This window comes from Pseudomonas sp. PAMC 26793 (genome assembly GCF_000313235.1).
Lineage (GTDB): Bacteria > Pseudomonadota > Gammaproteobacteria > Pseudomonadales > Pseudomonadaceae > Aquipseudomonas > Aquipseudomonas yamanorum.
Map to the genome: position 1 here is coordinate 1 of NZ_AMXG01000021.1, position 26998 is coordinate 26998.

Consider the following 26998-nt stretch of genomic DNA (forward strand, 5'->3'; position numbering starts at 1 on the left):
CTGCGTGGGAATGCATCCGGTGACGCTCTGCGTCACGACTTCAAGAGCGGACGCAGAGCGTCCAGGGCGGCATTCCCACGCGGAGCGTGGGAACGATCATTGCCAAGTCAGAACCCGCGATGTTTCTTCAGATGATCATTGATCTTCGCCGCCGGAACCTTCTGCAAGCTGCACAGCAATTCGTGGGACAGCTCCCGCAACCCGTGGGTGCGGCGCAGTTCCTGGGCCAGATGCGCGGTAAGGTTCGCTGCCATCTCCGCATCCGCCATGGCCCGGTGAGCCTTGCCGGTGTGGGGCAGTTGGGCAAACGAGGTCAGGGTGCCCAGCTTGTGGTTCGGTGCCGCCGGCATCAAGCGCCGCGCCAGCAACAATGAACAGGCAAACTTCTGCAAACGCGTACGCCGGATCAACCCCAACTCGAAATCCCAGAACTTCTGGTCAAACGCGGCGTTGTGGGCCAGCAGCGGTGTGGTGCCGACAAACTCGTTCACCTCGTTCATCACCCGCTCCGCCGACGGCGCGGTGCGCAGCATGGCGTTGCTGATGCCGGTCAGTTGCTCGATAAACCCCGGCACGCGTACGCCGGCGTTCATCAGGCTCTGGTAGCGGTCCACGATCTGGCCCTGCTCCAGGATGACCACGGCGATTTCCGTGGCCCGGCAGCTGCTGCTCGGCTGGATGCCGGTGGTTTCAAAGTCGATGACCGCTATACGTTCCAAACCTGTTCCAACTCCGTCGAAAATCTATTTAAGCAGCAACGCGCCTTCGATCGGCACGTAGCGGCTGGCGGCGCGTATCAGTGAGTTGGCCGTCAGCCCCGGCACGCCGTAGGCCACAGCCTCGACGCCGTGCTTGTTGATGATGCGGTCCAGCAGCATGTCGAAATCACCGTCACCGGAGGCCAGCACCACTTCGTCGACATGGGCGGCGGCGTCCATGATGTCGATGGTGATGCCCACGTCCCAGTCGCCCTTGGCCGAGCCGTCGCTGCGCTGGATATAAGGCTTGAGCTTCACGGTAAAGCCGAGGTTGCGCAGGATTTGCTGGAACTGCTGCTGCTTGCTGTCGCCACGGTCGATGGCGTAGGCATACGCCTCGACAATCTGCCCGCGCTGGCTGATGTCAGCCCACAGGGCGGCGTAGTTGAAGTGACAGCCGTACGCCTGGCGCACGGTGTAGTAGAGGTTTTGTACATCGGCGAACACGGCTATCTTTTTCACCGCAAATCCTCATGACACGCGCATGGACCCCGGGCTCAAAGGCCCGGAAAGGTTGCCAGTATGCCAGCCAAAAGGCAGTTTCCGAGAAAAATCAGCCCGGGGCGACGAAGCGCCCCGGTTGAGTGTGGGTCAGACGAAGGAATCGTCGTCGCCAAAGGAGGAGGAGTCGTCGGAATAGTCGTTGTCGGCGAAGCTGTCGGAGCCGTTGTCGCTGCCCCAGCTGTCGTTGCCGGCAAATTTCTGGTCGTCGTTGCCCCAGTTGCCGTTGTCGCTGGCCGGCACCGGCTCTTCGCGGATGATTTCTTCCACCACTTGCGGCTGCTGCGAGTTGTGGTTGAACAGGCTGCTGATGCCTTCTGCCAGCATCACACCACCGGCCACGCCGGCTGCGGTTTTCAGTGCGCCGCCGAGGAAACCGCTGCCGATTGGCGCTGCGGGTGCCTGTTGTGGCTGCTGGTAATTCTGCTGTGGGGCGCCGTAGTTCTGCTGTGGCGCGGGTTGGCCACCAAACGACGGACGCGCCGGTTCACGCCAGCCCCCCCCGGAAGATGCAGGCGCACTCTGGGCAGGCTGTGGGTCGCGGGAGCCACCACCAAAGATGCTCGACAGGAAACCGCCACTGCTCGGTGCAGGCTGCGCCACCTGGGACCTGGCCTGTTGCAGTTCGTCCTGCAATTGCTGGATTTGTTGGGCCTGCTGCTTGTTCTGCGCATCAAGGCTCTTGATTGCATGCTCTTGCACCAGAATCGACTGGGTCATGTAGTACGCAGCGGCCGGTTGGCGAGTGACGTGCTCCTTGATCCGCGCTTCAGCCTGGGCGTCGCGGGGGGCTGAGTCCGTTTCGGCTTGCTGCAACCGTGAAAACAGTCCATCGATCAGGGTTTGCTCTTCGCTGTTCATGGCGACCTCGTTAGATTGCCGGTAGAAATCTTCGCCTTGCCCACTATGTGCAAGGTACAACCCAGTTATGGGGCTGTTACTGATTGTTTCAATGGTCTTTACGCAAGGTTTACGTTTGCTTGCATCTGCTCATGATCGGTTAAAGTAACGCCCTTGCTTTTCGGCCTGTGAAGACCCTGATGAATCCGTTAGACGTACTGCGCGACTCCTTCTTCTTTTTCAAGCGCAACCTGGGCGCCATCGTGCAGTTGTGCCTGCCATTGGTAATCCTTGAGGCACTGCTGCAACAGGTGCTCGACCACACCCTCGGCCCTGATGCATTTCCCGGCTACAGCGTGATCGTCGGGCTGCTGGTGTATCCGCTGTACACCGGCGCACTGATCCTGTTCCTCGACGCCCGCACCCGGGGCGAATCGCCGCGTACCCTGGATGTGCTGGCCCTGGCCTTGACCTTGTGGCCGCGCTTTGCCTTGCTGACGGCAGTCAGCACGCTGCTGATCCTGCTGGGTCTGTCTTTGTATTTCCTGCCGGGCTTGTGGCTGATGGTGGTGCTGGCCTTCGCCGAATACTTGCTGGTACTGCGGGGCATGTCGGCGCTGTCGGCCATGAAGGAAAGCATGCGTCTGACCCGTGGGCATTTCTGGCGCATCCTGGTGTGCCTGCTGTGCGTGATGACGCCACTGTGGTTGCTCAAGGGCGCCAGCGTGGCGGTCTACCCGGACCCAAACCCGCTGCTGGGCCTGCTGATGGACAGCGCGCAAAGCTTCCTGCAGCTGTTCACCAGCGTGGTGTTGTTCCGCCTGTTCATGTTGATTGGTGGCGACGCCGACGCGCGGTGATATGCTCCGGGCCTTGTCCTGCAACGCCATAAGCCGAGCCGATGACCCGATTACTGCGCATTACCCTGCTGGGCCTGCTGATCCTCGCGGCCCTGCTGACCGGCTTGATCTACAGCCTGACCTGGCGCCCTGCCGACAAGGAAACCCTGCCTATCCGCTGCGTCGCGCCCCGTGCGCCGACGCTGCTGCCGGGCCAGGCAGTCAAGGTCATGACCTGGAACGTGCAGTACCTGGCGGGCAAGAACTACGTGTTCTGGTACGACACCCCGGACGGCAGCGGCCCGGACGACCGCCCCACCGTTGAAGACATGGCCGCCAGCCTCGACGAAGTGGCACGGGTGATCCGCGACGAACAGCCCGACATCCTGCTGTTGCAGGAAGTCGACGAAGGCGCCAAGCCTTCAAGCTACCAAGACCAACTGGCCTTGCTCCAGGAGCGCCTGGCCGACCTCTATCCGTGCAGCGTCCAGGCATTCGACTGGAAAGCCGACTTCGTGCCCGACCTGCACATCTTCGGCAGCGTCGGCCGCAAGCTGGTGACCATGAGCCGCTACCAGATCGAACACGCCGAGCGCCTGCAATTGCCCGTGGCCCGCGCCAACCTGATCAGCCGTCAATTCCAGGCCAAACCCGCATTATTGCTGACCTACCTGCCGTTGAGCGACGGCGGCCAGTTGGCCGTGCTCAATACCCGCCTGGACGGCACGGCCCCCGGGCACAACGCGGTGCTGGAACAGGTGCAGGCGACCGTCAAGCTGGTGGATAAATTCGAAAGCCGTGGCACGCCATGGCTGATGGGCGGGGACTTCAACCTGTTGCCGCTGGGACAGTTCCTGCGCCTGGATGCCGACAAACGCGGGCAATATTCACCGGACAGTGAGCTGCACCTGCTGTGGGAAAAGTACCCGATGGTCCCGAGCAACAGCCAATCCAGCGGCATTGATCGGGATAAATGGCTGACGTATTTCCCGAATGACCCGACCGTGGACGGGCCGGATCGTACGCTGGACTACCTGTTCTACAGTTCGCGCATCAAAAAGGTTGAAAGCCAGGTGCGGCAGAGCGATACGGTGCGTATCTCCAATCATCTGCCGGTGATTACGCGGTTCCTGTTGCCCGCCGCGCAGTAAGCCACGCTGCAAAACAGTGTGGGAGCTGGCTTGCCTGCGATAGCATCACCGCGGTGCCACTGAAAAACCGAGTTGCCTGCATCGCAGGCAAGCCAGCTCCCACAGTTGATCTTCATCGCGCTTACTTTCTCGGTTTGATCCGGGCCGTCGGTTCAGCGATCAACGGATCATCCGGCCAGTAATGCTTCGGATACCGCCCTTTCAAGTCCTTCTTCACCTCGGCATAAGTACTGCGCCAGAAGTTGGCCAGGTCCTGGGTTACCTGCACCGGGCGCCTTGCCGGTGACAGCAGGTGCAGCTTGACCACCTGCCGCCCGCCGGCGATCCGTGGGGTGTCCGCCAGGCCGAACAACTCCTGCAAACGCACCGCCAGAATCGGCGGCTGCTCGCTGTAGTCCAGCCGCACCGACGAGCCCGACGGCACCTTCAGATGGTGCGGCGCCAACTCGTCCAACCGCGCAGGCAACGGCCACGGCAGCAGGTTATGCAGGAAGCTGGAAATATCCAGAGTGGAAAAATGGCTCAGGCGCGACACCTTGCCCAAGTACGGCATCAACCAGTGTTCCAAGCTGGAGAGCAAGGCGCTGTCGCTGACATCCGGCCATTCACTGGCCTTGCCGGCATCCAGATCACGCAGCAGCATCACCCGCGCCTGCCACTGGCGCAGCTCCGGGGTCCAGGGCAGCAGTTCCAGGCCTTTGCGCCGCACCAGGTTGACCAGCGCCTGGCTGCGGGCGGATTCGTCGAGGCCGGTCAGCGGCTCGCGGCTAAGCACCAGTTCGCCGACCTTGCGCTGGCGTTCGGCCCGCAGCACGCCTTCGCGCTCATCCCAGTCAAGCTGGTCGACATTACGCACCTGCTCGGCCAACACCGAGTCAAACAGCGCCGGATCAAAATCCGCCGCGAGGTAAATCCGTTCTTCGCGCTGGCCCTGGCGGCTGCCCAGATCGGCGATCACCAGCCAGGGTTGTTTCATCAGGCTGTCGGCTTCGGCGAACAGCGCGGCACGGCCGTTGGCCAGGCGGTATTCCGCACCGCCCGCACGGCGTTGCTGAGCGACACGGTCCGGGTAGGCCAGCGCCAGCAAAGCGCCGAGCCAGCGCGGGTGGTCGGGATCGGCAACCGGTTGCTCAGCCTTGCCTCTTAAATAGCCACGGTACTGCCGGGCCAGTTGCTTGGCGCGCTGCACGCCCCCCTGGGTACCACGGGCCTTTTCTTCGCCGGATAACAATGCCAGGCGACTGTGCAAATCCGCACCGGCGCCGCGCAAGATATCGCGCTCACCCAACAGCGCCGCCACGTCACAGGCCATGTTCGCCAGGCCCAAATCCTGACCTCGCAACAGCAAATGAGCGATACGCGGGTGAGCGGGTAACCCGGCCATTTTCTGGCCGTGAGGGGTCAGCTTGGCATCGCTCAATGCGCCCAATCGCTCAAGTAAATCCTGAGCCTGTGCATAAGCGGCGGTGGGCGGCACGTCGAGCCACACCAACTGAGTCGGCGCCACGCCCCAGCGGCCCAATTGCAGCGCAAGACCGGAAAGATCCGCCGAGAGAATTTCCGCGCTGGAATACGCCGCCAGCCCTTCATGTTGATCTTCGGACCACAACCGATAACACACCCCCGGCTCCAGTCGCCCTGCCCGGCCGGCACGCTGGGTGGCGCTGGCGCGGGAGATGCGCTGGGTGTCCAGGCGGGTCATGCCGCTGCCTGGGTCAAAACGCGGGACCCGCGCCAGACCGGCATCGATCACCACCCGCACCCCGTTGATGGTCAGGCTGGTCTCGGCAATGTTGGTGGCCAGCACCACTTTGCGCTTGCCGGCGGGCGCCGGGTCGATGGCGGCGCGTTGGGCCGCCAGGTCCAGTTCGCCATGCAGCGGGCACAGCAGCACATCGGGGTTATCGCCGAGTGCATCAGCCAATTGCTGATTGACCCGACGAATCTCCGCCTGGCCCGGCAGGAACACCAGCACGCTGCCGGTCTCATCGTGCAGGGCCTCAAGGATGGTCTGCACCAGCCGCGGCTCGATAAATTCACCGGGCTGGAATGGCCGGCCCCAGCGCATCTGCACCGGGTACATGCGCCCTTCGCTGCGCAAGATCGGTGCGTCGTCCAGCAACCCGGCCAAGCGCTCGCCTTCCAGGGTGGCGGACATCAGCAGGATTTTCAGTGGCTGCTCGTCGCGAAACAGATCCCGGCCATTGAGGCTCAGGGCCAGCGCCAGGTCGGCGTCCAGGCTGCGCTCGTGGAATTCGTCAAAGATCAGCAAGCCAACACCGTCCAGTGCCGGGTCATCCTGCAAGCGGCGGGTGAGGATGCCTTCGGTGACCACTTCGATCCGCGTATTGGGGCCGACTTTACTGTCCAGGCGAATGCGGTAGCCGACGGTTTCGCCGACCTTTTCCCCCAGTTCGCTGGCGAGCCTTTCTGCCGCTGCACGGGCGGCCAGGCGGCGGGGTTCGAGCATCAAGATGGTTTGCCCGGCCAGCCAGGGTTCATTCAACAGCGCCAACGGCACCCGTGTGGTTTTACCGGCGCCGGGCGGCGCTTCGAGCACGGCTTCATGGCGCGTCGCCAAGGCGTCACGCAGGGCGAGTAAAACATCATCGATTGGCAACGAATTCATACTGGCTCCAAAGCAGAGCGGCGAGTATAACGGCGAACTGCCGGGTGTCGGTGGTGGTCTCAAAGGCATACCCTTCACTTGTAGGAGCGAGCTTGCTCGCGAAAAACCCGAGAGCGCCGCGCACATTCAGGCAGTACGCGTTATCGTTGACATTTTTCGCGAGCAAGCTCGCTCCTACAGTTCATTTCAGGAGAGTCCCATGCGTGTTGCTTCCCGTGTCATCGGCGGTGTTCTGGCCGTCACCCTGCTGAGCCAGTTGACGGCTTGCGGCTCGATTTTCTACCCCGACCGCCGTGGCCAGATCGACGGCAAGATCGACCCGGCGATTGCCGTACTCGATGCGGTCGGCCTGCTGTTCTACGTGATCCCGGGCCTGATCGCCTTTGGTGTCGACTTTGCCACCGGCGCGATTTACTTCGAGCCTGGCAAGACCGCCCAGGTGGCCCCGGAAAAGCTCCAGCAAGCCATCGGCGCCGACGGCAAGGTCGACAACGCCAAGCTGCAAACCATCATTCAGAAAGAAACCGGCCATAACCTGCCGCTGGACGACCCACGCATGATCCAGTTCAAGGGCAGCGTGCAACAGCTCGCCACCCTGGGCCTGCAACCTGCCGCTTAAGGACTGACTGACCCCATGACCACCAGTCCCGAACACGCCCGGCTGTTGCGCCTGGCCACCCGCGCTTCTGTCGGCGTGGCCTGTGTGCTGATTGTGACCAAGGCCATCGCCTGGTGGCTCAGCGGCTCGGTGAGCATGCTCGCCGGGCTGACCGACTCGCTGCTCGACGGCATCACCTCGCTGCTCAACTTGCTGGCCGTGCACTACGCGTTACGCCCGGCCGATGACGATCACCGGTATGGCCACGGCAAAGCGGAGTCCCTGGCGGGTATGGCCCAGGCACTGTTTATCGCCGGCAGTGCGGTGTTGATCGCCTTCCAGGCATTCCAGCGTTTGCAGCATCCAGAACCTGTGGGTGCGCCATGGCTGAGCATTGGGGTGATCATTCTGTCCCTGGCGCTGACCGCGGCGCTGCTGATCCTGCAACACCGGGTGATCCGCGAAACCGGCTCCAACGCCATCCGCGCCGACTCGCTGCACTATCGCTCAGACATGATGCTCAACGGCAGTATCCTGGTGGCGCTGGTGATGGCAGCGTTCGGTTTTCACCAGGTGGACGCCTGGTTCGGCCTGGGCATCGCGGCCTACATCTTGTGGAGCGCCATCCAGATCGCCCGGGAAAGTTTTTCGGTGTTGATGGACGAGGAACTGCCGCCGGATGTCAGCCAGCACATGCTGGAGCTGGCGTGCAATGTGCCCGGCGTACTGGGCGCCCATGACTTGCGCACACGGATTTCCGGCAACCACTGGTTTGTGCAGCTGCACCTGGAGTTACCGGGGGAATTGAGTCTGTCCGTGGCGCACGGCATCAGCGACCAGGCCGCCGATGCCATCCACAAAGCCTACCCGCGAGCCGAAGTGCTGGTGCACGCCGACCCGCAGGAAGTGGTCAAGGGCGAGAAGCCCTAGTACTGCACCTGATACCCGCGACTGCTCAGGCAGTTGCCCTGGGCCTGGCGGTAGGTTTGCACCACGGCCGGGTCTGGCGCGTAGGTGACGGTTCTCGGGTCAAAACCACTTTGTTGCACGGCCCAGCGATAGCAGTCGTAACCATCTTGCTGGACTTGCGCCGGTGACTGGCCGTTGGCCGGGTAAGCCACCACGTCATACCCATTGCCCTGGGGCACTGGCTGCGGCGCTGGCGCGGCAGGCGGAGGCTCGACCACCACGTACTGCTGAGTGCTTTCTTCGTAGGTGTAATAGGCTCCGGCGGCGAGGAAAAACAGCGCACTGCCTACCCATACTTCCCGCGCGTAGTCCGGCAGGTATTGCACGCGGATCCCGTAAGGCGGCGCCACTACGACATAACGCGGGCCTTGTGGGCGATACCAATAGCCACCCGAGAAGAAGTAGTCCTGGCCACGGTACGGCACGCGGTAATTGCGGTCGGGGAAGCGGTCGACGATATAACCCGGACGGTATTGCGGGCCAGGGCCCCAGCCATTGCCGTGCCCGTCGGGGCGACCTGGCCAGCGGTGATCGTTGGGATGGTTATTACCGCCATTGAAGCCGGGCCGGCCGGGGCCACCCTGGCCACCATTGCCGGCCTGCCAGTGCTGATTGCCATCGTTGCGACGCGGAATGTCCTGATAGTTGCCGGGACGTGGTTCCTGGGTCTGGCGCACGGTATCCGGGCGCCCCTGGATCGGCAGGTTATTCGCCGGCTGAGGCGCCGGGTGCGGGGGTTGCTGCTGGTTGCCTTGCGGGCGACCTTGCCACTGGCCACCCCCATTAGGCCGCTCAAAATGCTCATTCTGCGGCCGTGGCTGATTATTTTCGAAATGCGGGTTCTGCGGACGCGGCTGATTGTTTTCGGGACGAGGAGCTTCGGGACGCGGTTGATTATTTTGCGGTCGAGGCTGGTTGTTCTGCGGCCGAGGCTGATTATTGCCTGGATGCCCTTCCGGGCCTTTTTCATGCTGGCCACCGCCTTCAGGGCGTGGCTGTTCGTCGGCCATCACTTGCGCACCAACGGTTACCATCAGCAAACCAACACCTGCCAAACGCCAGATGCGCTTCATGCTATTCCTCACTGCGGATTAGGGCCTACACGTAAGACTGGAAAACCGGGGCCCGGTTCTGCGACAGGTTATCAGTCACGAGAACTATTTTCGCAGGCAATAAAAAGGGGCGACCCGTCGGTCGCCCCTTGAGAACTTCGTCCTGGCTCAACGCTTTTGACGTTGGCTCACCTCACGCCGTCTTGTGGACAGTGTGCAGCCCGGGGGCCGGGGCAACCCTGTGGGGTTGGCGGCCGCAGCCGGCGGTATGAGCGGGCTGCAGTGGACTGTATGTCCGGGCGGTGATTCTGTTGATAACTTTACGCCCCAGGCCCGGACAGATGATTGCGAAGATTGCGTCAATAAACAGTGCTTGCGCAATTTTTAACCCTGGATAGATAATTCGCCGCAATAGTTACGACAAAGGCCAGCCCCATGAGCAAACTTGACCGATACGACCTGAGTATTTTGGCGGAATTGCAGCGCGACGCGAGGATCTCCAACCAGGAGTTGGCCGAGCGGATCGGCCTGTCGCCTTCGCCGTGCTCACGCCGGGTCAAGCAATTGGAAGACGACGGCTACATCGCCCGCCAGGTCGCCTTGCTCGACCGCAAGATGCTCGGCCTGAGTCTCACGGCCTACGTACTGATCGGCATGGACCGACACACACCCGAGCGTTTCGAGAACTTCGAAGCCGCCATCCGCACCTTGCCGCAAGTGCTGGAGTGCAGCCTCGTGACCGGGATGGACGCCGACTATCAACTGAAGGTGGTGGTGCCAGATATGGATCACTACCAGAAACTGCTGCTGGGGCACCTGACCCGCATCGAAGGCGTCACCAGCGTGCGCTCAAGCTTTGTGCTGAACCAGGTACTCAACAGCACCGAGTTGCCGCTGACCCACCTGCGCACTTAAGACCAGCGCGGAACAAATGTGGGAGCGGGCTTGCTCGCGAATGCGGTGTGCCAGGCGCCGAATGTGCTGACTGATCCACCGCATTCGCGAGCAAGCCCGCTCCCACATTTCGACTGTGTTTCAGCAAGGTGATAAGTCTGCGGCAGACCGACGCAGGTCAATGATGAGCTGATGATGCTGGCGTATACTTCCCGCCCTGCCCCAGCCGGAAACCACCCAATGAACTCGATTGATCCCGCCGTGTTTGAAGAATGGATGATGACCGGCCTGGTCAGCATCCTGATCATTTTCATGGGCTTTATCGTCTGGGACCTGGCGAAGAAATCCAAGGCCGGGCGCTTTGGCTCGATGATCCTGTTCTTCGTGCTGGGCCTGGGCGTCGCCGCGTTCATCATCAAGAGCGTGGTCATCGGCCTGATCGAGTCCGGCGCCTTATAAGCGCGCCGGCACTTCCTTCCATTGGCCTTGATCCAGGCCGTCGATCGACCAGTCGCCAATGCGCACCCGCACCAGACGCAACGTCGGCAAACCAACCGCGGCCGTCATGCGCCGCACCTGGCGGTTACGCCCTTCCCGAATCACCAACTCCAGCCAATAGGTGGGCACGCTTTTGCGAAACCGCACCGGCGGGTTGCGCGGCCATAACTGTGGCTCGTCCAGTTGTCGGGCTTCGGCGGGCAGGGTCATGCCGTCGTTGAGTTCCACGCCGTCGCGCAGGCGTTGCAGCTGTTCCTCGGTCGGCTCGCCTTCCACTTGCACCCAATAGGTTTTCGCCAGCTTGTGCTTGGGGTCCGCGATGCGCGCCTGCAACTGCCCGTCATTGGTCAGCAGCAACAGGCCTTCACTGTCACGGTCCAGGCGTCCGGCCGGGTAAATACCGGGGATGTCGATGAAATCCTTGAGGGTCGCGCGCCCGCCTTCGTCGCTGAACTGGGTCAGTACATCGAAGGGTTTATTGAACAGGATCAACTTGGGCTCGGCCGGTGGTGCCTTGGCGACACGACGCGGGGCTGACGAGGTTTGCGGACTCTTCACACCAGGGCGGCGGGAAACGGGACGGGCAGGACGGGACATGGCAAAGGAACATCTAACGGTCAGGACCGACAATGCTAGTGGCCTGACCGTTAAATAACCATCCCAACCGTTTAGCGGAACGGCGGCTCGTCGAAGCTGCGCAGTTTGCGCGAGTGCAGCGAGTTGAGTTCGGTGCGCAACAGATCCACCGCCTCGATGCCGATCTTCAAGTGCTGGCTAACCGCACGCTCATAGAACGCGTTGGCCGAACCTGGCAGCTTGATCTCGCTGTGCAGCGGTTTGTCCGACACACACAACAACGTGCCGTACGGCACCCGCAGGCGGTAGCCCTGGGCAGCGATGGTGCCGCTTTCCATGTCCACGGCCACGGCGCGGGACAAGTTGATCAGCGGACGCTCCTGGGCCCAACGCAGCTCCCAGTTGCGGTCGTCGTAGGTCAACACGGTGCCGGTGCGCAGGCGCTTTTTCAGCTCCTCGCCTTTCTCGCCGGTGACGTTGGCTGCCGCTTGCTGCAAGGCCATCTGCACTTCGGCCAGGGCCGGGATCGGGATGTTCGGCGGCACGACCCGGTCGAGAATCCCGTCGCGACGCATGTAGGCGTGAGCCAGCACGTAGTCGCCGATGGTCTGGGATTGGCGCAAGCCGCCGCAGTGACCAATCATCAGCCAGCAATGCGGGCGCAGTACGGCCAGGTGGTCAGTGATGTTCTTGGCGTTGGACGGGCCGACGCCGATGTTCACCAGGGTGACACCGTGGCCATCGCTGGCCTGCAAGTGGTAGGCCGGCATCTGGTAGCGGTGCCAGACCACGCCCGCGGCGATAGCAGATGCTTCGCCGTGGTCCATGCTCTTGTCGATGATCACGTTGCCCGGCAGCACCATGCGGATAAAGCGCGGGTCGCTGCGCAGCTGTTCCAGGCCATGCACGATGAACTGGTCAACGTAGCGGTGGTAGTTGGTCAGCAAAATCCACGGCTGCACATGGCGCCAGTCGCTGCCGGTGTAATGCACCAGGCGACGCAGGGAGAAATCGACACGGGCGGCATCGAACAGCGCCAATGGCAGCGGATCGGTGTTTTCCCAGTCGTACAGGCCGTCGGCGATGCCATCGGTGGCGGCAGACAGGTCGGTACTCGGGAACACCCGCGCCAGCGTGGCGGCGGTGACACCGGAACCGGCGAGCTCGTCGCCCTGCTCCACCACGTACGGGTAGGGAATGTTCTGCTGGCTGACGCCCACTTCCACCGTCACGGTGAAGTCATGCATCAACGGCACCAGTTGCTCCAGCAGGTATTTGCGGAAGGCTGACGGATGGGTGACGGTGACGCTGTAGGTCCCCGGCAACTGGACCTTGGCATACGCCCGGGTGGTCTGTGGGACTTCGCCCTGCACCAGGTAGGTCAGACGAAGTTCCGGGTAGCGAAACATCGCACGTTGTTCGGCGTCGGGCTCGACGCGGTCTTTGAGGTAGCGCTTGAGGGCTTGATTGAGCGCGCCAGTGGCACGCTCATGGAGAGCCGCCAGCCGATCCACGGCTTCTTCGGCGGTTTGAACGACAACAAAAGCTTCGGTCACGGTAAGCATCCTGTGTTCTGACTTGCAGGCCTTCATCTTGCCTGTATCCCTGGCGCACTGAAACACCGGAATTGGAATGCGATCAATAATGTGGGAGCGGCGGTGCGACGATTCGACTTGCTCGCGCAAGCGGTAGGTCAGTCAGCACATGTATTGGCTGATCCACCGCCTTCGCGAGCAAGCCCGCTCCCACATTTTGACCGTGTTTTTTCAGGAAAAAGGAGGTGTCGAGCGCGCGACAATCGCTTCCACATTCACACCGCGCGGCAAGGTGCCATAGACCCGGCCAGACGACTCACCCAGTCGGCTGGCGATAAAACCATCACTCACACTGGCATTACCCGCCTCCAGCAACAACTTGGCCTGCAACGCCACGGCAATATCCTCGGTCAGTTGTCGGGCACGGTACTGGATGTCCTGGGTGTCCATGAACGCTGACTTCAACTGCTCGATGTGCCGCGCCAGGTGCTTGTGACCATGACCATCCCCCAGCTCGACAAACAGCGCCTCCAGCACGCCCGGTTCTTTCGACAAGGCTCGCAGCACATCCAGGCACTGCACATTGCCGGAACCTTCCCACGTGGAGTTGACCGGTGCCTCACGGTATAGGCGCGGCAGGATGCTGTCCTCCACATACCCGGCCCCGCCCATGCACTCGGCGGCTTCGTTGATCATCGCCGGGGCGCGTTTGCAGATCCAATACTTGCCCACCGCCGTTACCAGACGGGCGAATTTGGCTTCCTGTTCGTTATGCAGATGGTCCAGCGCGCGGCCCATGCGCATGCTCAAGGCCAGGGACGCTTCGCTTTCCAGGGCCAGGTCGGCCAGTACGTTTTGCATCAGCGGTTGCTCACTGAGCACCCGGCCGCCCACCAGGCGGTGGGCACAATGATGGCTGGCCTGGGTCAGTGCCTGGCGCATCAAGGCGCTGGAGCCGACCATGCAATCGAAACGGGTCATGGCCACCATTTCGATAATGGTCGGTACGCCGCGCCCTTCTTCGCCGATCATCCAGGCCAGCGCCCCGCGAAACTCCACTTCACTGGAAGCGTTGGAGCAGTTGCCGAGCTTGTTTTTCAGGCGCTGGATGTAGAACTCGTTGCGGGTGTCATCCGGGCGGTGCCGGGGCAGCAGGAAACAGGTCAGGCCCTTCTCGGTCTGGGCCAGGGTCAGGAAGCCATCGCACATCGGCGCCGAGCAGAACCACTTGTGTCCCACCAACTCATACGCCTGGCCGGGGCCAGCCGCTCCTACCGGGTAAGCGCGAGTGGTGTTGGCGCGCACGTCGGTGCCGCCCTGTTTCTCGGTCATGGCCATGCCAATGGTGGCGCCGGCCTTGTGGGCGATGCCGACGTTGCGCGGGTCGTATTCGGTGGCGAGGATTTTCGGCAGCCAGGTTTCGGCCAGATCCGGCTGCAAGCGCAGGGCCGGGACGCAGGCGAAGGTCATGGTCAGCGGGCAGCCGGTGCCGGCTTCGGCCTGGCTGTGCAGGTAAGTCATGGACGCGCGGGCCACATGGGCGCCGGATTGTGGGTGGGCCCACGGCAACGACGGCAGGCCATGCTCGACGGCGGTGCGCATCAGTTCGTGGTAGGCCGGATGAAATTCAACCAGGTCGATACGATGACCAAAACGGTCATGGCTGTTGAACACCGGCTTGTTCTGGTTGGCCAGGAAACCGGCCGCCATCAGCGGCCCGCCTGCCAAGGCACCGTAGGTATCGATACGCTGCTCGGCCCAGCCGGCACCAAAGCGCCGGGACCATTCTTGCAGGGGTAGATCGATACGGTACAGGTTGGTGCCGTCCAGGGACGGTGGCTGGTTGGTGACGTCGTGGGTTTCGGCGAACGGGTGCAGGTTCATGACGGGCCTCCTGAAAAAAGGCCACGTTCATTGAGGCCTGAATTTCAGTTAAGCACCGTCAACCGGGTTAAAAAAGTGGCATAAGCGCCTAAGTGGCGGCGCTTTCACCCTCAACCATATGCAATAACCGCAGTTGCAGCACCTGCTGCAAGGCCTCGAAGCGTACTGGCTTGGCCACTCGATCAGTGACACCCACACCATGGCAACCCTCACGCTCTGGAGCTTGCAACGAAGTGCTCAAGGCGATCACCGGCAGCTCGCCACAGCCAGGCAATGCACGGATCTGGCAACACAGCGAGAACCCGCCCTCCGGCACATCCAGCAGCACCGCATCGAAGGATTCACCCTGCAATAGCGCCAGGGCGGCCGGTCCGTTGTCGACGGTTTTCACGCGGTAACCGAGCTTGAGCAACATGCCACGCACCACCAATTGCGCCACGCTGTTGTCGTCCACCAGCAACACCGTGCACTCCTGAGGCGTACGTTGTGCCTGCGGCACTCGTCGCACGGGCTCAGGTTGCACCGGGCTGACGGCCAGCTCCAGCTGGAAGCGGCTGCCGCGCCGCGGCTCGGAGTTATGCGTGAGGCGGCCTCCGAGCAACTCGATCAATTGCCGGCAGATCGCCAGGCCAATACCCATACCGCCGTATCGGCGCGTGGTCGAGCCATCAAGCTGGAAGAAACGCTGATAGAGGGTCGCTTCATCGAGGTAAGCGAAGCCAATGCCGGTGTCGGTGACAATAAAGGTCAGGCGCAGGGTTCCGTCCGCCTGGGGCACGCCAACCACCCGCACACGTACCGAACCCTCGTGGGTGAACTTGAAGGCATTGTCCAACAGGCAATCCAGGCATTGCGCCAGCTTGCCGGAGTCAGCGTTGATTCGGTCCGGCAGGTCCTCCGCCAGGTCAATGGAGAACTCTAGGCCCTTGCTCTGGGCGCTGGCGGCAAACTGCTGTCGCAAGGTCTCGAGCAACCCGCGCAAGCTGAACACCTGGGGTTGCGGGCTAAGGCGCCCGGCCTGCAATTCGGTGAGGGTGAGAATGCCGTTGACCATGCGCATCATCTCGCGCGCCGCACCAGCGGCGGTTTGATGGTACTGCGCAAGGTCACCCGGCAGCGGCTCGGTCTGCATCAACTCCAGGGAGCCGATCACGCCGTTCATCGGAGTGCGCAATTCGTGGGTCAAGGTGGCGAGGAATTCGTCCTTGAGCTGGTTGCTGCGGGCCAGTTGCGTGTTGAGCACTTCGAGCTTCTGGCTGGCATCAAACAGGATTTGTGCCTGTTGCTCGCGCATCGAATTGATCCGGTCAGCCAGGGCCAGGGACAGCAAGGCCACTTCAAGTGCCGAGCCGATCTGGCTGGCGTACATCGTGAGGAACACATTGGGCAGGTAGCCCAGGACCATCATGGTATTGACCACACCGCCCAACAGGAACGCGGTCCAGGCGATGATGAAATAGCGCGCCATCCGCTGGCCGCAATACCAGGCCTTGATGGCTGCCACAAAGATGGTCACGGTGAACACCAGCGCCAACCCGGTGGCCAGGCGCAACGCCAGCGCATAGCTGGTGAACAGCGCCAGCACCATCACTCCCGCGCCGCAGACGGCCAGCGCCACCAGCAGCCGGTTGATCCAGCGGCTGTAAAGCGCGGTGTGCAGGAAGCTGCGGGCAAACAGGCTGCCGAACAGCGCCGCCGAACCGATCAGGAACGGCACCGCCGCATTCGCCCACCATGGGTTGTTGGGCCAGAAGTACTGCACGGCCACGCCGTTGACCGACAGCTGATACAGGCCGAACGAGGCGATATAAAGGATGTAATAGAGATAGCTGGTGTCGCGCACGCTCAGGTAGATAAACAGGTTGTAGATCAGCATGCCAAGCAACACGCCGTAGATCACACCCAGCACATAGAGGCGCAATGGCTGTTCTTCGAGGTACGCGGTGGTCGACCAGAGGGTCAGCGGCGCCTGGATCGAGCCCTGGCTTTGCAGGCGCAGGTATAGGGTTTCTCGTTGGTCCGGCGCAAAGTCGAGCTTGAACAGGTAGTTGCTCTGACGAATTTCGCGGCTGGAAAACGGCAGGATGCTGCCGGTGCGCGACACCAGTCGATAGTTGCCGACGCTGTCAGGCTCGTACAGCTCCAGTTGGTTCAGCGGCGGGTAAGCCAGTTCCAGCAGCCAGCGGCGCGGGGCATCCGGGCGCTGTGCACGGTAATGCAAGTCGACCTTGAGCCAGAACACCGAGCGCGAATAGCCGGCATTCAATGTGGCTTTGTCGTGGGTCTTGAAACGACTGGCGAGGACCGGCGAGCTGATATCGCCAATGGTCAGGGCGCCACTGGGGTCCTCAAGGACTTGCATCACTTGGCCCAGGGGCAACCGCGTGGTGGACTCGTTGAACTCGACTGCGCCGGCCAGCATCGGCAGTCCGCTCAACAGTAACATCAGCAAATAGCGCATAGAGCCCCAGCGTGACCTGTCCGGTTATGTCAAAAGCCTCCATTCCTTTTGAGCAGACGTATACCGGCGATACAGTTATTGGTTTTAATCCACTCTAGCATAGCCATTACAGGCCAAAAGACACCATTGAAATAATTTTTTGAAAGGCTCTAGAGCGGGCATTACAGAGCATTTGACCTGCTTTCGACGATGATAGCAAACAGCCATTTCACCCGGGTCATCCGTTAAAAATTCAACCATCGCCCGACAGCCACCCAAAAAGCGTTTGGTGGTAAGCTCGCGCACCATGAATATCTACAGCTCTCGCCCCGTTGTCCTCTGTCTCTCCGGCCATGATCCCAGTGGTGGCGCCGGCTTGCAGGCAGATATCGAAGCCCTGCTCGCCCAGGGTTGCCATGCGGCCCCGGCCGTCACCGCGCTGACCGTGCAGAACACCGTCAACGTCAGCGATTTCCGCGTGCTGGACCGCGAGTGGGTGCTGGCCCAGGCCAACGCCGTACTCGGCGATTCCGAAGTGGCGGCCGTGAAACTGGGCATGCTCGGTTCCCTGGAAATGGTCGACACTGTGGTCGAACTGCTCAAGGCGCACCCGCATTTGCCGGTGGTCTGCGACCCGGTGCTGCGCGCCGGCGGCGGCGGCAGCCTGGGCAAGGACGAAGTTGGCTACGCCATGCGCGAGCGGCTGTTGCCGCTGTCGCTGATTGCCACGCCGAACCTGCCCGAAGCCCGCATCCTCGCCGAACTGCCCGAAGGCTCGGCGGACGAGTGCGCCGCGAAACTGCTGCCTTTCATCAAGCACCTGCTGATCACCGGCGGCCATGGCGACGAGCACGAAGTGCACAACCGTCTCTACAGCCGCGACGGCACGCACCAGACCTTTACCTGCCAGCGCCTGCCCGGCAGTTATCACGGTTCCGGCTGCACCCTGGCCAGCGCGCTGGCGGGTCGCTTGGCACAAGGCGAAGGGTTGGTCAGCGCGGTGCAATCGGCCCTCAACTACACTTGGCGCACCCTGCGTGACGCTGAACAACTCGGCCAGGGGCAATTCGTGCCTCGTCGTCTGCCGTTGGATTTCTGCTCGTAACACCAAGAGGCCTGCCCGATGAAACTACGTGGCCTTTATGCCATTACCGACAGCCAACTGTTGGCCGGCAAGTTCCTCGCCTACGTCGAAGCGGCGTTGGACGGTGGCGTGACCCTGCTGCAATACCGCGATAAAAGCAGCGACGAAGCCCGCCGCCTGCGGGAAGCCGAAAAACTGCGGGAGCTGTGCTCGCGCTACAAGACGCAACTGATCATCAACGATGACGCCGAACTGGCGGCGCGCCTCGGCGTCGGCGTGCACCTGGGCCAGACCGACGGCCCGCTGACCCCGGCCCGTGCGCTGCTGGGCTCCAAGGCGATCATCGGCTCCACCTGCCATAGCCAGATCGAACTGGCCGAGCAGGCTGCCAAAGAGGGCGCCAGTTACGTCGCCTTCGGCCGCTTCTTCAACTCCAACACCAAGCCCGGCGCGCCGGCTGCCACCGTTGAACTGCTGGCCCAGGCCCGCGCGCGGTTGCACCTGCCGATCTGCGTGATCGGCGGCATCACCCTGGAAAACGCCGAGCCATTGGTAGCCCACGGTGCCGATCTGCTGGCGGTAGTCCACGGCCTGTTTGGTGCCGACAGCACCCAGGAAGTCACGCGCCGCGCCCGCGCCTTCAACGAATTGCTCAAGCCTCAATAATCGATTTCAGAGAGCCCGATCATGTCCCGTTCCGAAACCCTGTTTGCCAATGCCCAGAAACACATCCCCGGCGGTGTGAACTCCCCCGTGCGAGCGTTCAAGAGCGTTGGCGGCACCCCGCTGTTCTTCAAACATGCCGAAGGCGCCTACGTCACCGACGAAGATGACAACCGCTACGTCGACTACGTGGGTTCATGGGGCCCGATGATCCTCGGCCACAGCCATCCGGACGTGCTGGACGCGGTGCGCCAGCAGCTGCAACACGGCTTGTCTTATGGCGCACCGACCGCCATGGAAACCGAGATGGCAGACCTGGTCTGCTCCATCGTGCCGTCCATGGAGATGGTGCGGATGGTCAGCTCCGGCACCGAAGCCACCATGAGTGCGATTCGCCTGGCCCGTGGGTTTACCGGCCGCGACAGCATCATCAAGTTCGAAGGCTGCTACCACGGCCACTCCGACAGCCTGCTGGTCAAGGCCGGCTCCGGCGCGCTGACCCAGGGCGTACCGAGCTCCGCCGGTGTACCCGCCGCGTTTGCCAAACACACCCTGACCCTGCCGTTCAACGACATCGCTGCAGTCGAGCAGATGCTCAGCGAAGTCGGCCAGGAAGTGGCGTGCATCATCGTCGAGCCAGTGGCCGGCAACATGAACTGCGTACCGCCGGCCCCGGGTTTCCTGGAAGGCCTGCGGGAACAGTGCGACAAGCATGGTGTGGTACTGATTTTTGATGAAGTGATGACCGGCTTCCGCGTTGCCCTCGGCGGCGCCCAGGCTTACTACGGCGTCACGCCGGACCTGAGCACCTTCGGCAAGATCATCGGTGGCGGCATGCCGGTGGGCTGCTTCGGCGGCAAGCGCGAAATCATGCAGCACATCGCGCCGCTGGGCCCGGTGTACCAGGCAGGTACCCTGTCGGGTAACCCGCTGGCCATGGCCGCCGGCCTGACCACCCTGCGCCTGATCAGCCGCCCGGGCTTCCACGCCGAGCTGACCGACTACACAACGCGCCTGCTGGATGGCCTGCAACAGCGCGCCGATGCCGCCGGCATTCCGTTCGTCACCACCCAAGCGGGCGGCATGTTCGGCCTGTACTTCAGCGGCGCTGACGACATCGTCACCTTCGACGACGTGATGGGCAGCGATGCCGACCTGTTCAAGCGCTTCTTCCACCTGATGCTGGACGGTGGTGTGTACCTCGCCCCGAGCGCCTTTGAAGCCGGCTTCACCTCGATCGCCCATGGTGATGCCGAGTTGAAACTGACCCTCGATGCCGCCGAACGCGCCTTTGCCGCCTTGAAATAAGCCACTCAAACATCCGACGTCGCCCCTGGCGGCGTCAGATTTGCTACTTTGCTTACAGACATTTTCGTCTTTTTTCGAGAATTCACCTGCAATCCGGCAGATAACTTGCCCATGCAGCAGAAAAACGAGTAAAGACTTTGTAAGCAGAGGCCTGCTTATTTCATAATGCGCGCTTATTGGATCCCCCTGTGGGTCCCGCGCCCCGTCAGAGGTAAGTCGATTCCCATGAAACGCACCGGCCGCACCCTGGTTCTGGGCTGCCTGTTGCTCCTTCAGCCGCTGCTGGCGTTTGCCCAGGCAGGCGGCAACTCGTTGTTAATCCCAGCGATGGGTCGTTGCACCCTCAATACCCAGCCAGAAAGCCAGGCCGAAGCCCTGAGCGCGTGCCAGAAACAGGCCGATGGTGGGGATGCGCAGGCGCAATACGAGTTGGGCGAGTACTTCTACGACAGTAAAAATCCCGCACGCGACCTCAACAAGGCCTTGAGCTACTTCGAGAAAGCCTCGTTGCAGGGCCACGCCCAGGCGCAATTCCAGTTGGGCACCATGTTTTTCCACGGCGAAGGCGTACCGGCCAATAACGTTCAGGCGTATATCGTGCTGAAAATGGCGGCAGTCAACGGCGCTGAAGATGCGCTGGACACGGCCGATGAAGTGGCCGAGCACATGCAGCGGGACGAACTGGAAGTGGCGACTCAGGTACTGGGACAGATTTTCCGCAACTACCTGCAGGAACTGCAGAGCGCAGATGGCAGCTCGCCATTTTCGCCGCTGCCCTGAGTTTGTAGCGCCTTTACTGCCGCCTTCGCGAGCAAGCCCGCTCCCACATTCGACTGTATTCCAAGGTGGAACTCGGTCGAATGTGGGAGCGGGCTTGCTCGCGAAGGGGTCGACGCGGTCTTAAGCCTTACTTCTCAGGCATCGGCATCGGAAACGGCATGACATTGCTCATGCCACGGGCTTCGCTGATTTTCGGCGTGCCCAGGCGCTCGACTTCATCGATGCGCACGATCGAATGCATCGGCACAAAACTGCGCACCACGCCCTCGAACTGAGCCTTGAGTTTTTCCTCGCCCGGGTCGACGACCAGCTGTGTGCGCTCGCCAAAGACGAACTCTTCCACTTCCAGGAAGCCCCACAGATCACTTTGATAGATCTGCTTGGCGTACATTTCGAACACCTGGCCCTGGTTAAGGAAAATCACCTTGTAGATTGGAGCTTCACGTTTGGTCATGGTGGGCGGGTAACACATCGGGGGATATAAAAGAGGGCGCGAACTATAGCATGGCGTCCGATGCACAGTGCTAGGAACCTATCGGCATGCCCCCTATAATGCGCGGTTCTTTACCACCAGTTGACGATCCCCATGGCCAAGAAGCTTTACATCGAAACCCACGGTTGCCAGATGAACGAGTACGACAGCTCGCGCATGGTCGATCTGCTGGGTGAACATCAGGCCCTGGAAGTCACCGCCCGCGCTGAAGACGCCGACGTGATCCTGCTCAATACCTGCTCGATCCGCGAGCGAGCCCAGGACCGGGTCTACTCGCAGCTGGGCCGCTGGCGCGAACTGAAACTGGCCAACCCGGACATGGTGATCGCCGTCGGCGGTTGCGTGGCCAGCCAGGAAGGCGCCGCCATTCGCGACCGCGCACCGTACGTCGACGTGGTGTTCGGCCCGCAAACCTTGCACCGCCTGCCGGAAATGATCGATGCCGCGCGCATCACCAAGCTGCCGCAAGTCGACGTCTCGTTCCCGGAAATCGAAAAATTCGACCATTTGCCCGAGCCGCGTATCGACGGCCCGAGCGCTTATGTGTCGGTCATGGAAGGCTGCAGCAAGTACTGCACCTTCTGCGTGGTGCCCTACACCCGCGGTGAAGAAGTCAGCCGCCCGTTCGACGACGTACTGGCAGAGATCATTCACCTGGCCGAGAACGGCGTGCGTGAAGTGACCCTGCTGGGGCAGAACGTCAACGGCTATCGCGGCCAGACCCATGACGGGCGCCTGGCGGACCTCGCGGAGTTGATCCGCGTAGTCGCCGCCGTCGATGGGATCGAGCGGATTCGCTACACCACCTCGCACCCGCTGGAATTCTCCGACAGCCTGATCCAGGCCCACGCCGAAGTGCCGGAACTGGTCAAACACCTGCACTTGCCAGTGCAATCGGGCTCGGACCGCATCCTCTCGGCGATGAAGCGCAACCACACCGCCCTGGAATACAAATCCAAACTGCGCAAATTGCGTGCGGCGGTGCCGGGAATCTGCATCAGCTCGGACTTTATCGTCGGCTTCCCGGGTGAAACCGAGAAAGATTTCCAGCAGACCATGAAGCTGATCGAGGACGTTGGTTTCGACTTCTCCTACTCCTTCGTCTACAGCCAGCGCCCGGGCACTCCGGCGGCGGATTTGGTGGACGAGACTCCGGAAGCGGTGAAGAAAGAGCGTTTGAACGCGCTGCAGCATCGCCTCAACCAGCAAGGCTTCGAGATCAGCCGACAGATGGTGGGCTCGACCCAGCGTATCCTGGTGACCGACTACTCGAAAAAAGACCCTGGCGAATTGCAGGGCCGGACCGAGAACAACCGGATCGTCAACTTCCGTTGCGATAATCCGACGCTGATCGGGCAGTTCGCCGACGTGCACATCGATGCGGCACAACCGCACTCGCTGCGCGGCTCGCTGGTGTAACAATAATTCGGCCACCGGGAACCCATGTGGGAGCGGGCTTGCTCGCGAAGGCAGTGTGTCAGGCAACGAATAGGCTGACTGAATCACCGCATTCGCGAGCAAGCCCGCCCCCACATTAGAACGGTGCCAGCTTCGGGATATATAAGTGCTTTCGCACACCGCCTGCTGGCGTTATCCTTGATTTCATCTTAATTGCCCCAGGGCGGCTAAAAACGACCTTGAACGCACCCATAGAACCACATCGTTTCCTCCTCGAGCCCTTTGAGGCTCGCCGTTTCGCCAATCTGTGCGGACAGTTCGACGAGCACCTGCGCCTGATCGAACAACGCCTGAGCATCGAGATCCGCAACCGCGGCAATCAATTCGAGCTTATTGGTGAACCCCAACACACCACCTCGGCAGAAAACCTTCTGCGCCGCCTCTACCGGGAAACCAAAGGTAGCGAGCTGTCGCCGGAAACTGTGCACCTGTACCTGCAGGAATCCGCCGTGGAAGACCTGGCCAATAACCCGGTAGCCGAAGCCAGCGTCGCGTTGCGCACCAAGAAAGGCATGATTCGCCCTCGCGGCTTGAATCAGCAGCGCTACGTCAAAGAGATCCTGGGTAACGACATCAACTTCGGCATCGGCCCGGCCGGTACCGGCAAGACCTACCTGGCCGTGGCCTGTGCGGTCGACGCCCTCGAGCGTGAGCAGGTGCGACGCATCCTGCTGGTGCGCCCGGCGGTGGAAGCCGGCGAGAAACTGGGCTTTTTGCCCGGCGACCTGGCCCAGAAGATCGACCCGTACCTGCGCCCGCTCTACGACGCGCTCTACGAGATGCTCGGCTTCGAATACGTGGCCAAGCTGATCGAGCGCCAGGTGATCGAGATCGCCCCGCTGGCCTACATGCGCGGTCGGACGCTGAACAACAGCTTCATCATCCTCGACGAAAGCCAGAACACCACCGTCGAGCAGATGAAGATGTTCCTGACCCGGATCGGCTTCGGCTCAACGGCCGTGATCACCGGCGACGTCACCCAGGTCGACCTGCCCAAAGGCACCAAGTCGGGCCTGGCCCAGGTGATCGACGTGCTCAAGGATGTGCCGGGGATCAGCTTCACCCACTTCATGCCCAAAGACGTGGTCCGTCACCCGCTGGTGCAGCGCATTGTCGAAGCCTACGAGCGCTTCGAACACCGCGATGACCAACCGGCCAAGGACACTCGCCGCGATGCTTGAGCTTGACCTGCAGCTGGCCACCGAAGCGCCCGCCCCCAGCGAAGAACAGTTCCGCCAATGGTGCGCCCTGGCCCTGCGCCAGCGCACCGCCGACTCGGAACTGACCATTCGCCTGGTGGACGAGCCCGAAGGCCGTGAACTGAATCACACCTGGCGACAAAAAGACTACGCGACCAACGTGCTGTCCTTTCCCGCTGACGTCCCCGACGAGTTGCTGGATATCCCATTGCTGGGCGACCTGGTGATCTGCGTCGAAGTGGTAGAGCGTGAGGCGAAGGAACAGGGCAAGGAACTTGAGGCCCATTGGGCCCATCTAGTCATCCACGGCTGCTTGCATCTCTTGGGTTACGACCATATAGACGATGACGAAGCCGAAGAAATGGAAGCACTGGAACGAACGTTGCTTGCAGAATTGGGCCATCGTGACCCATATGCAGATGACGAAATAGAAACTACACCTAACTGACACAACAAAGGATTTAGAGTAATCGCTATGAGCGAAGACCGATCGAGCAACGGGCAAAAGTCATGGCTGGGGAAACTCACCCAGGCCTTTGCCCACGAGCCGAAAAACCGCCAGGAGCTGCTGGAGCTGCTGCGCGAGGCACATCAGAACAAGTTGCTGGACAGCGAAGCGCTGGCCATCGTCGAAGGCGCCATCCAGGTCGCTGACTTGCAAGTGCGGGACATCATGGTTCCGCGCTCGCAGATGGTCAGCATCAAGGCGACCCAGACCCCACGGGAATTCCTCCCGGCCGTTATCGATTCGGCGCACTCGCGCTACCCGGTGATCGGCGAAAGCCATGACGACGTCATGGGTGTCCTGTTGGCCAAGGACCTGCTGCCGCTGATCCTCAAGGAGAACGGCGACAGCTTCAACATCAAGGACCTGCTGCGTCCTGCCACTTTCGTCCCCGAATCCAAGCGCCTGAATGTGCTGCTGCGCGAATTTCGTGCGAACCACAATCACATGGCCATCGTGATCGACGAATACGGCGGTGTGGCCGGCCTCGTGACCATCGAAGACGTGCTGGAACAGATCGTCGGCGACATCGAAGACGAACACGATGTGGAAGAAGACAGCTACATCAAGCCGCTGCCCAGCGGTGATTTCCTGGTCAAGGCCCTGACGCCGATCGAGAACTTCAACGAGTTCTTCGACAGCGAATTCTCCGACGATGAGTTCGATACCGTTGGCGGCCTGGTGATGAGTGCGTTCGGGCATCTGCCAAAACGTAACGAGACCACCGAGATCGGTGCTTACCGCTTCCGCATCCTGAATGCTGATAGCCGCAGGATCCATCTGATTCGCCTGACACCTATTGCCCGCTAAGGACTGACATGCGCCGTATGATTGCACCCGGCTGGCCCGGTAACCTGCTGGCCGTGGTGGCCGGCGCCATCACCACCCTGGCGCTGGCGCCGTTCGATCTCTGGCCGTTTGCGCTGGTGGCGGCCGGGTTCTTTTATGCGGGATTGCGTGAACTGACACCACGCCAGGCCTTGTGGCGTGGCTGGTGTTTCGGTTTCGGCCTGTTTGGCGCCGGTACCAGCTGGATCTACTACAGCATTCACCACTTCGGCGGCGCTTCGGTACTGCTGGCTGGCATGCTGATGTTGGCGTTTACCGCAGCAATTGCCTGGTTCTTTGCCCTGCCCGCCTGGCTGTGGGCGCGCTGGCTGCGTCGCAACGAAGCACCACTGGCGGATGCCCTGGCCTTCGCGGCGCTGTGGGTTGGCCAGGAAGCGTTTCGCGGCTGGTTCCTCACCGGTTTTCCTTGGCTCTACTCCGGTTACAGCCAGCTCGACGGTCCCCTCACCGGCCTTGCGCCGCTGGGTGGCATGTGGCTGATTTCCTTTGCCTTGGCGCTGACCGCCGCCCTGATCTGCAACCTGCCGCGCCTGCTGGCGGGTAAGCGCAACCTGTTCATCGGTGCCGGCTTGCTGCTGTTGGTGGCGCCGTGGGCCATCGGCCTGGCACTCAAGCATCACGCCTGGACCACCCCCGCCGGCGCGCCGCTGACGGTGGCGGCCGTCCAGGGCAACGTCGAGCAAAGCATGAAGTGGGACCCCGAGCAGCTCAATGCACAGCTCGCCCTGTACCGCGACATGAGCTTCAGTTCCAAGCCTGTTGACCTGCTGGTATGGCCAGAAACCGCCGTGCCGGTGCTCAAGGAGTCTGTTGAAGGCTACCTGGGCATGATGGGCAAGTTCGCTGCCGACCGGCACACCGCGCTGATCACCGGCGTGCCGATTCGCCAGGAAGTGCACCACCACAAGCGCTTCTTCAACGGCATCACCGTGGTGGGTGAAGGCGACGGTACCTACCTGAAGCAGAAACTGGTGCCGTTTGGCGAGTACGTGCCGCTGCAGGACATGCTGCGCGGCTTGATCGCGTTCTTTGACCTGCCGATGTCGGACTTCGCCCGTGGGCCGTCCGACCAGGCACTGCTGCAAGCCAAGGGCTATCAGATTGCGCCCTTCATTTGCTACGAAGTGGTGTACCCGGAGTTCGCTGCCGGCCTGTCGGCCCGCAGCGATTTGTTGCTGACCATCAGCAACGACACCTGGTTCGGCCGCTCCATCGGCCCGCTGCAACATTTGCAGATGGCCCAGATGCGCGCCCTGGAAGCCGGTCGCTGGATGATCCGCGCCACCAACAACGGCGTCACTGGCCTGATCAACCCGTACGGGCAGATCACCGTGCAGATCCCGCAGTTTGAACGCGGGATTCTCTACGGTGAAGTGGTGCCGATGCATAACCTCACGCCATATCTGGAATGGCGCTCGTGGCCGTTGATCATCCTGTGCCTTGGCCTGTTTGGCTGGGCGCTGTTGGCGGGCCGGATGTCGAAAACGGTTTAACA

General features: G+C 61.8%; 25 protein-coding genes. 15 read left to right on the forward strand and 10 right to left on the reverse strand.

The genetic code is table 11. From position 1 onward, the window contains the following. Positions 1-107 precede the first annotated feature (107 nt). The 3 genes from D109_RS0106520 to D109_RS0106530 all read right to left on the reverse strand — a co-directional run bounded on the left by D109_RS0106520 (position 108) and on the right by D109_RS0106530 (position 2120). A complete protein-coding gene (locus tag D109_RS0106520; protein WP_017476222.1) occupies positions 108-719 on the reverse strand; it encodes a PolC-type DNA polymerase III in 612 nt (203 codons plus the stop codon). Between the two features lie 24 nt (positions 720-743). Beyond that, positions 744-1220, reverse strand: a complete 477-nt coding sequence (locus tag D109_RS0106525) for an NYN domain-containing protein (RefSeq protein ID WP_017476223.1) — start codon at positions 1218-1220, stop codon at positions 744-746. 129 nt (positions 1221-1349) lie between these two features. Next, positions 1350-2120: a DUF2076 domain-containing protein gene (locus tag D109_RS0106530; protein WP_017476224.1), complete on the reverse strand. Its 771-nt coding sequence runs from the start codon at positions 2118-2120 to the stop codon at positions 1350-1352. Between the two features lie 179 nt (positions 2121-2299). Between D109_RS0106530 and D109_RS0106535 the strand changes: the two genes are divergently transcribed. Beyond that, on the forward strand, positions 2300-2959 hold the full coding sequence (locus tag D109_RS0106535; protein ID WP_026077818.1) for a YciC family protein: 660 nt from the start codon (positions 2300-2302) through the stop codon (positions 2957-2959). 41 nt (positions 2960-3000) lie between these two features. Then, complete coding sequence (locus D109_RS0106540) at positions 3001-4089, forward strand: endonuclease/exonuclease/phosphatase family protein (protein ID WP_017476226.1); 1089 nt, start codon at positions 3001-3003, stop codon at positions 4087-4089. Between the two features lie 121 nt (positions 4090-4210). Here D109_RS0106540 and hrpB read toward each other — a convergent pair whose 3' ends face one another. Then, entirely contained in the window at positions 4211-6718 is a 2508-nt protein-coding gene (hrpB, locus tag D109_RS0106545) for an ATP-dependent helicase HrpB (RefSeq protein ID WP_017476227.1), read from the reverse strand. Between the two features lie 199 nt (positions 6719-6917). Between hrpB and D109_RS0106555 the strand changes: the two genes are divergently transcribed. Then, entirely contained in the window at positions 6918-7337 is a 420-nt protein-coding gene (locus D109_RS0106555; RefSeq protein ID WP_017476229.1) for a hypothetical protein, read from the forward strand. 15 nt (positions 7338-7352) lie between these two features. Continuing rightward, positions 7353-8246, forward strand: coding sequence for a cation diffusion facilitator family transporter (locus D109_RS0106560; RefSeq protein ID WP_017476230.1), 894 nt, complete (start codon positions 7353-7355; stop codon positions 8244-8246). Here the strand turns inward: D109_RS0106560 and D109_RS0106565 are convergent. Then, complete coding sequence (locus D109_RS0106565) at positions 8243-9358, reverse strand: DUF6515 family protein (RefSeq protein ID WP_017476231.1); 1116 nt, start codon at positions 9356-9358, stop codon at positions 8243-8245. The genes D109_RS0106560 and D109_RS0106565 overlap by 4 nt on opposite strands. A 414-nt stretch (positions 9359-9772) precedes the next feature. Between D109_RS0106565 and D109_RS0106570 the strand changes: the two genes are divergently transcribed. After that, a complete protein-coding gene (locus D109_RS0106570) occupies positions 9773-10252 on the forward strand; it encodes an Lrp/AsnC family transcriptional regulator (protein ID WP_003194418.1) in 480 nt (159 codons plus the stop codon). Between the two features lie 228 nt (positions 10253-10480). Then, positions 10481-10690: a DUF2788 domain-containing protein gene (locus D109_RS0106575; RefSeq protein WP_026077819.1), complete on the forward strand. Its 210-nt coding sequence runs from the start codon at positions 10481-10483 to the stop codon at positions 10688-10690. Here the strand turns inward: D109_RS0106575 and D109_RS0106580 are convergent. The 4 genes from D109_RS0106580 to D109_RS0106595 form a co-directional block, all read right to left on the reverse strand. Next, the gene (locus tag D109_RS0106580) at positions 10685-11326 is read right to left on the reverse strand and encodes a pseudouridine synthase (protein ID WP_026077820.1); all 642 of its coding nucleotides are present in this window, start codon (positions 11324-11326) and stop codon (positions 10685-10687) included. The two genes, D109_RS0106575 and D109_RS0106580, sit on opposite strands and share 6 nt — an antisense overlap. A gap of 71 nt (positions 11327-11397) precedes the next feature. Further along, on the reverse strand, positions 11398-12897 hold the full coding sequence (amn, locus tag D109_RS0106585) for an AMP nucleosidase (RefSeq protein WP_172834544.1): 1500 nt from the start codon (positions 12895-12897) through the stop codon (positions 11398-11400). A gap of 174 nt (positions 12898-13071) precedes the next feature. Continuing rightward, positions 13072-14724 (reverse strand): acyl-CoA dehydrogenase family protein, encoded by a 1653-nt coding sequence (locus tag D109_RS0106590; RefSeq protein WP_017476233.1) that lies wholly within the window; start codon positions 14722-14724, stop codon positions 13072-13074. An 88-nt stretch (positions 14725-14812) separates the two neighbouring features. Next, positions 14813-17185, reverse strand: a complete 2373-nt coding sequence (locus D109_RS0106595) for a 7TM diverse intracellular signaling domain-containing protein (RefSeq protein ID WP_017476234.1) — start codon at positions 17183-17185, stop codon at positions 14813-14815. A gap of 286 nt (positions 17186-17471) precedes the next feature. Here D109_RS0106595 and D109_RS0106600 point away from each other — a divergent pair, with 286 nt between their 5' ends. The 4 genes from D109_RS0106600 (at position 17472) to D109_RS0106615 (ending at position 20999) form a co-directional block, all read left to right on the forward strand. Continuing rightward, positions 17472-18269 (forward strand): hydroxymethylpyrimidine/phosphomethylpyrimidine kinase, encoded by a 798-nt coding sequence (locus tag D109_RS0106600; RefSeq protein ID WP_026077821.1) that lies wholly within the window; start codon positions 17472-17474, stop codon positions 18267-18269. A gap of 18 nt (positions 18270-18287) precedes the next feature. Next, entirely contained in the window at positions 18288-18914 is a 627-nt protein-coding gene (gene thiE / locus D109_RS0106605) for a thiamine phosphate synthase (protein WP_017476236.1), read from the forward strand. A gap of 21 nt (positions 18915-18935) precedes the next feature. Continuing rightward, positions 18936-20219, forward strand: a complete 1284-nt coding sequence (gene hemL / locus D109_RS0106610) for a glutamate-1-semialdehyde 2,1-aminomutase (protein WP_017476237.1) — start codon at positions 18936-18938, stop codon at positions 20217-20219. 225 nt (positions 20220-20444) lie between these two features. Beyond that, positions 20445-20999, forward strand: coding sequence for a tetratricopeptide repeat protein (locus D109_RS0106615; RefSeq protein WP_017476238.1), 555 nt, complete (start codon positions 20445-20447; stop codon positions 20997-20999). A gap of 127 nt (positions 21000-21126) precedes the next feature. On the opposite strand, the gene D109_RS0106620 is transcribed toward D109_RS0106615, so the two are convergent. Beyond that, positions 21127-21453, reverse strand: a complete 327-nt coding sequence (locus D109_RS0106620; RefSeq protein ID WP_003215457.1) for a DUF1820 family protein — start codon at positions 21451-21453, stop codon at positions 21127-21129. 132 nt (positions 21454-21585) lie between these two features. Here D109_RS0106620 and miaB point away from each other — a divergent pair, with 132 nt between their 5' ends. The 5 genes from miaB to lnt all read left to right on the forward strand — a co-directional run bounded on the left by miaB (position 21586) and on the right by lnt (position 26996). Beyond that, entirely contained in the window at positions 21586-22911 is a 1326-nt protein-coding gene (miaB, locus tag D109_RS0106625) for a tRNA (N6-isopentenyl adenosine(37)-C2)-methylthiotransferase MiaB (protein ID WP_017476240.1), read from the forward strand. 218 nt (positions 22912-23129) lie between these two features. Continuing rightward, a complete protein-coding gene (locus D109_RS0106630) occupies positions 23130-24131 on the forward strand; it encodes a PhoH family protein (protein WP_003215453.1) in 1002 nt (333 codons plus the stop codon). Continuing rightward, the gene (gene ybeY, locus D109_RS0106635; RefSeq protein WP_017476241.1) at positions 24124-24597 is read left to right on the forward strand and encodes an rRNA maturation RNase YbeY; all 474 of its coding nucleotides are present in this window, start codon (positions 24124-24126) and stop codon (positions 24595-24597) included. The genes D109_RS0106630 and ybeY overlap by 8 nt, the downstream gene beginning before the upstream one ends. 27 nt (positions 24598-24624) lie before the next feature. Then, on the forward strand, positions 24625-25464 hold the full coding sequence (locus tag D109_RS0106640; RefSeq protein ID WP_003215451.1) for an HlyC/CorC family transporter: 840 nt from the start codon (positions 24625-24627) through the stop codon (positions 25462-25464). A gap of 8 nt (positions 25465-25472) precedes the next feature. Next, positions 25473-26996, forward strand: coding sequence for an apolipoprotein N-acyltransferase (gene lnt, locus D109_RS0106645; protein WP_017476242.1), 1524 nt, complete (start codon positions 25473-25475; stop codon positions 26994-26996). Positions 26997-26998 lie beyond the last annotated feature (2 nt).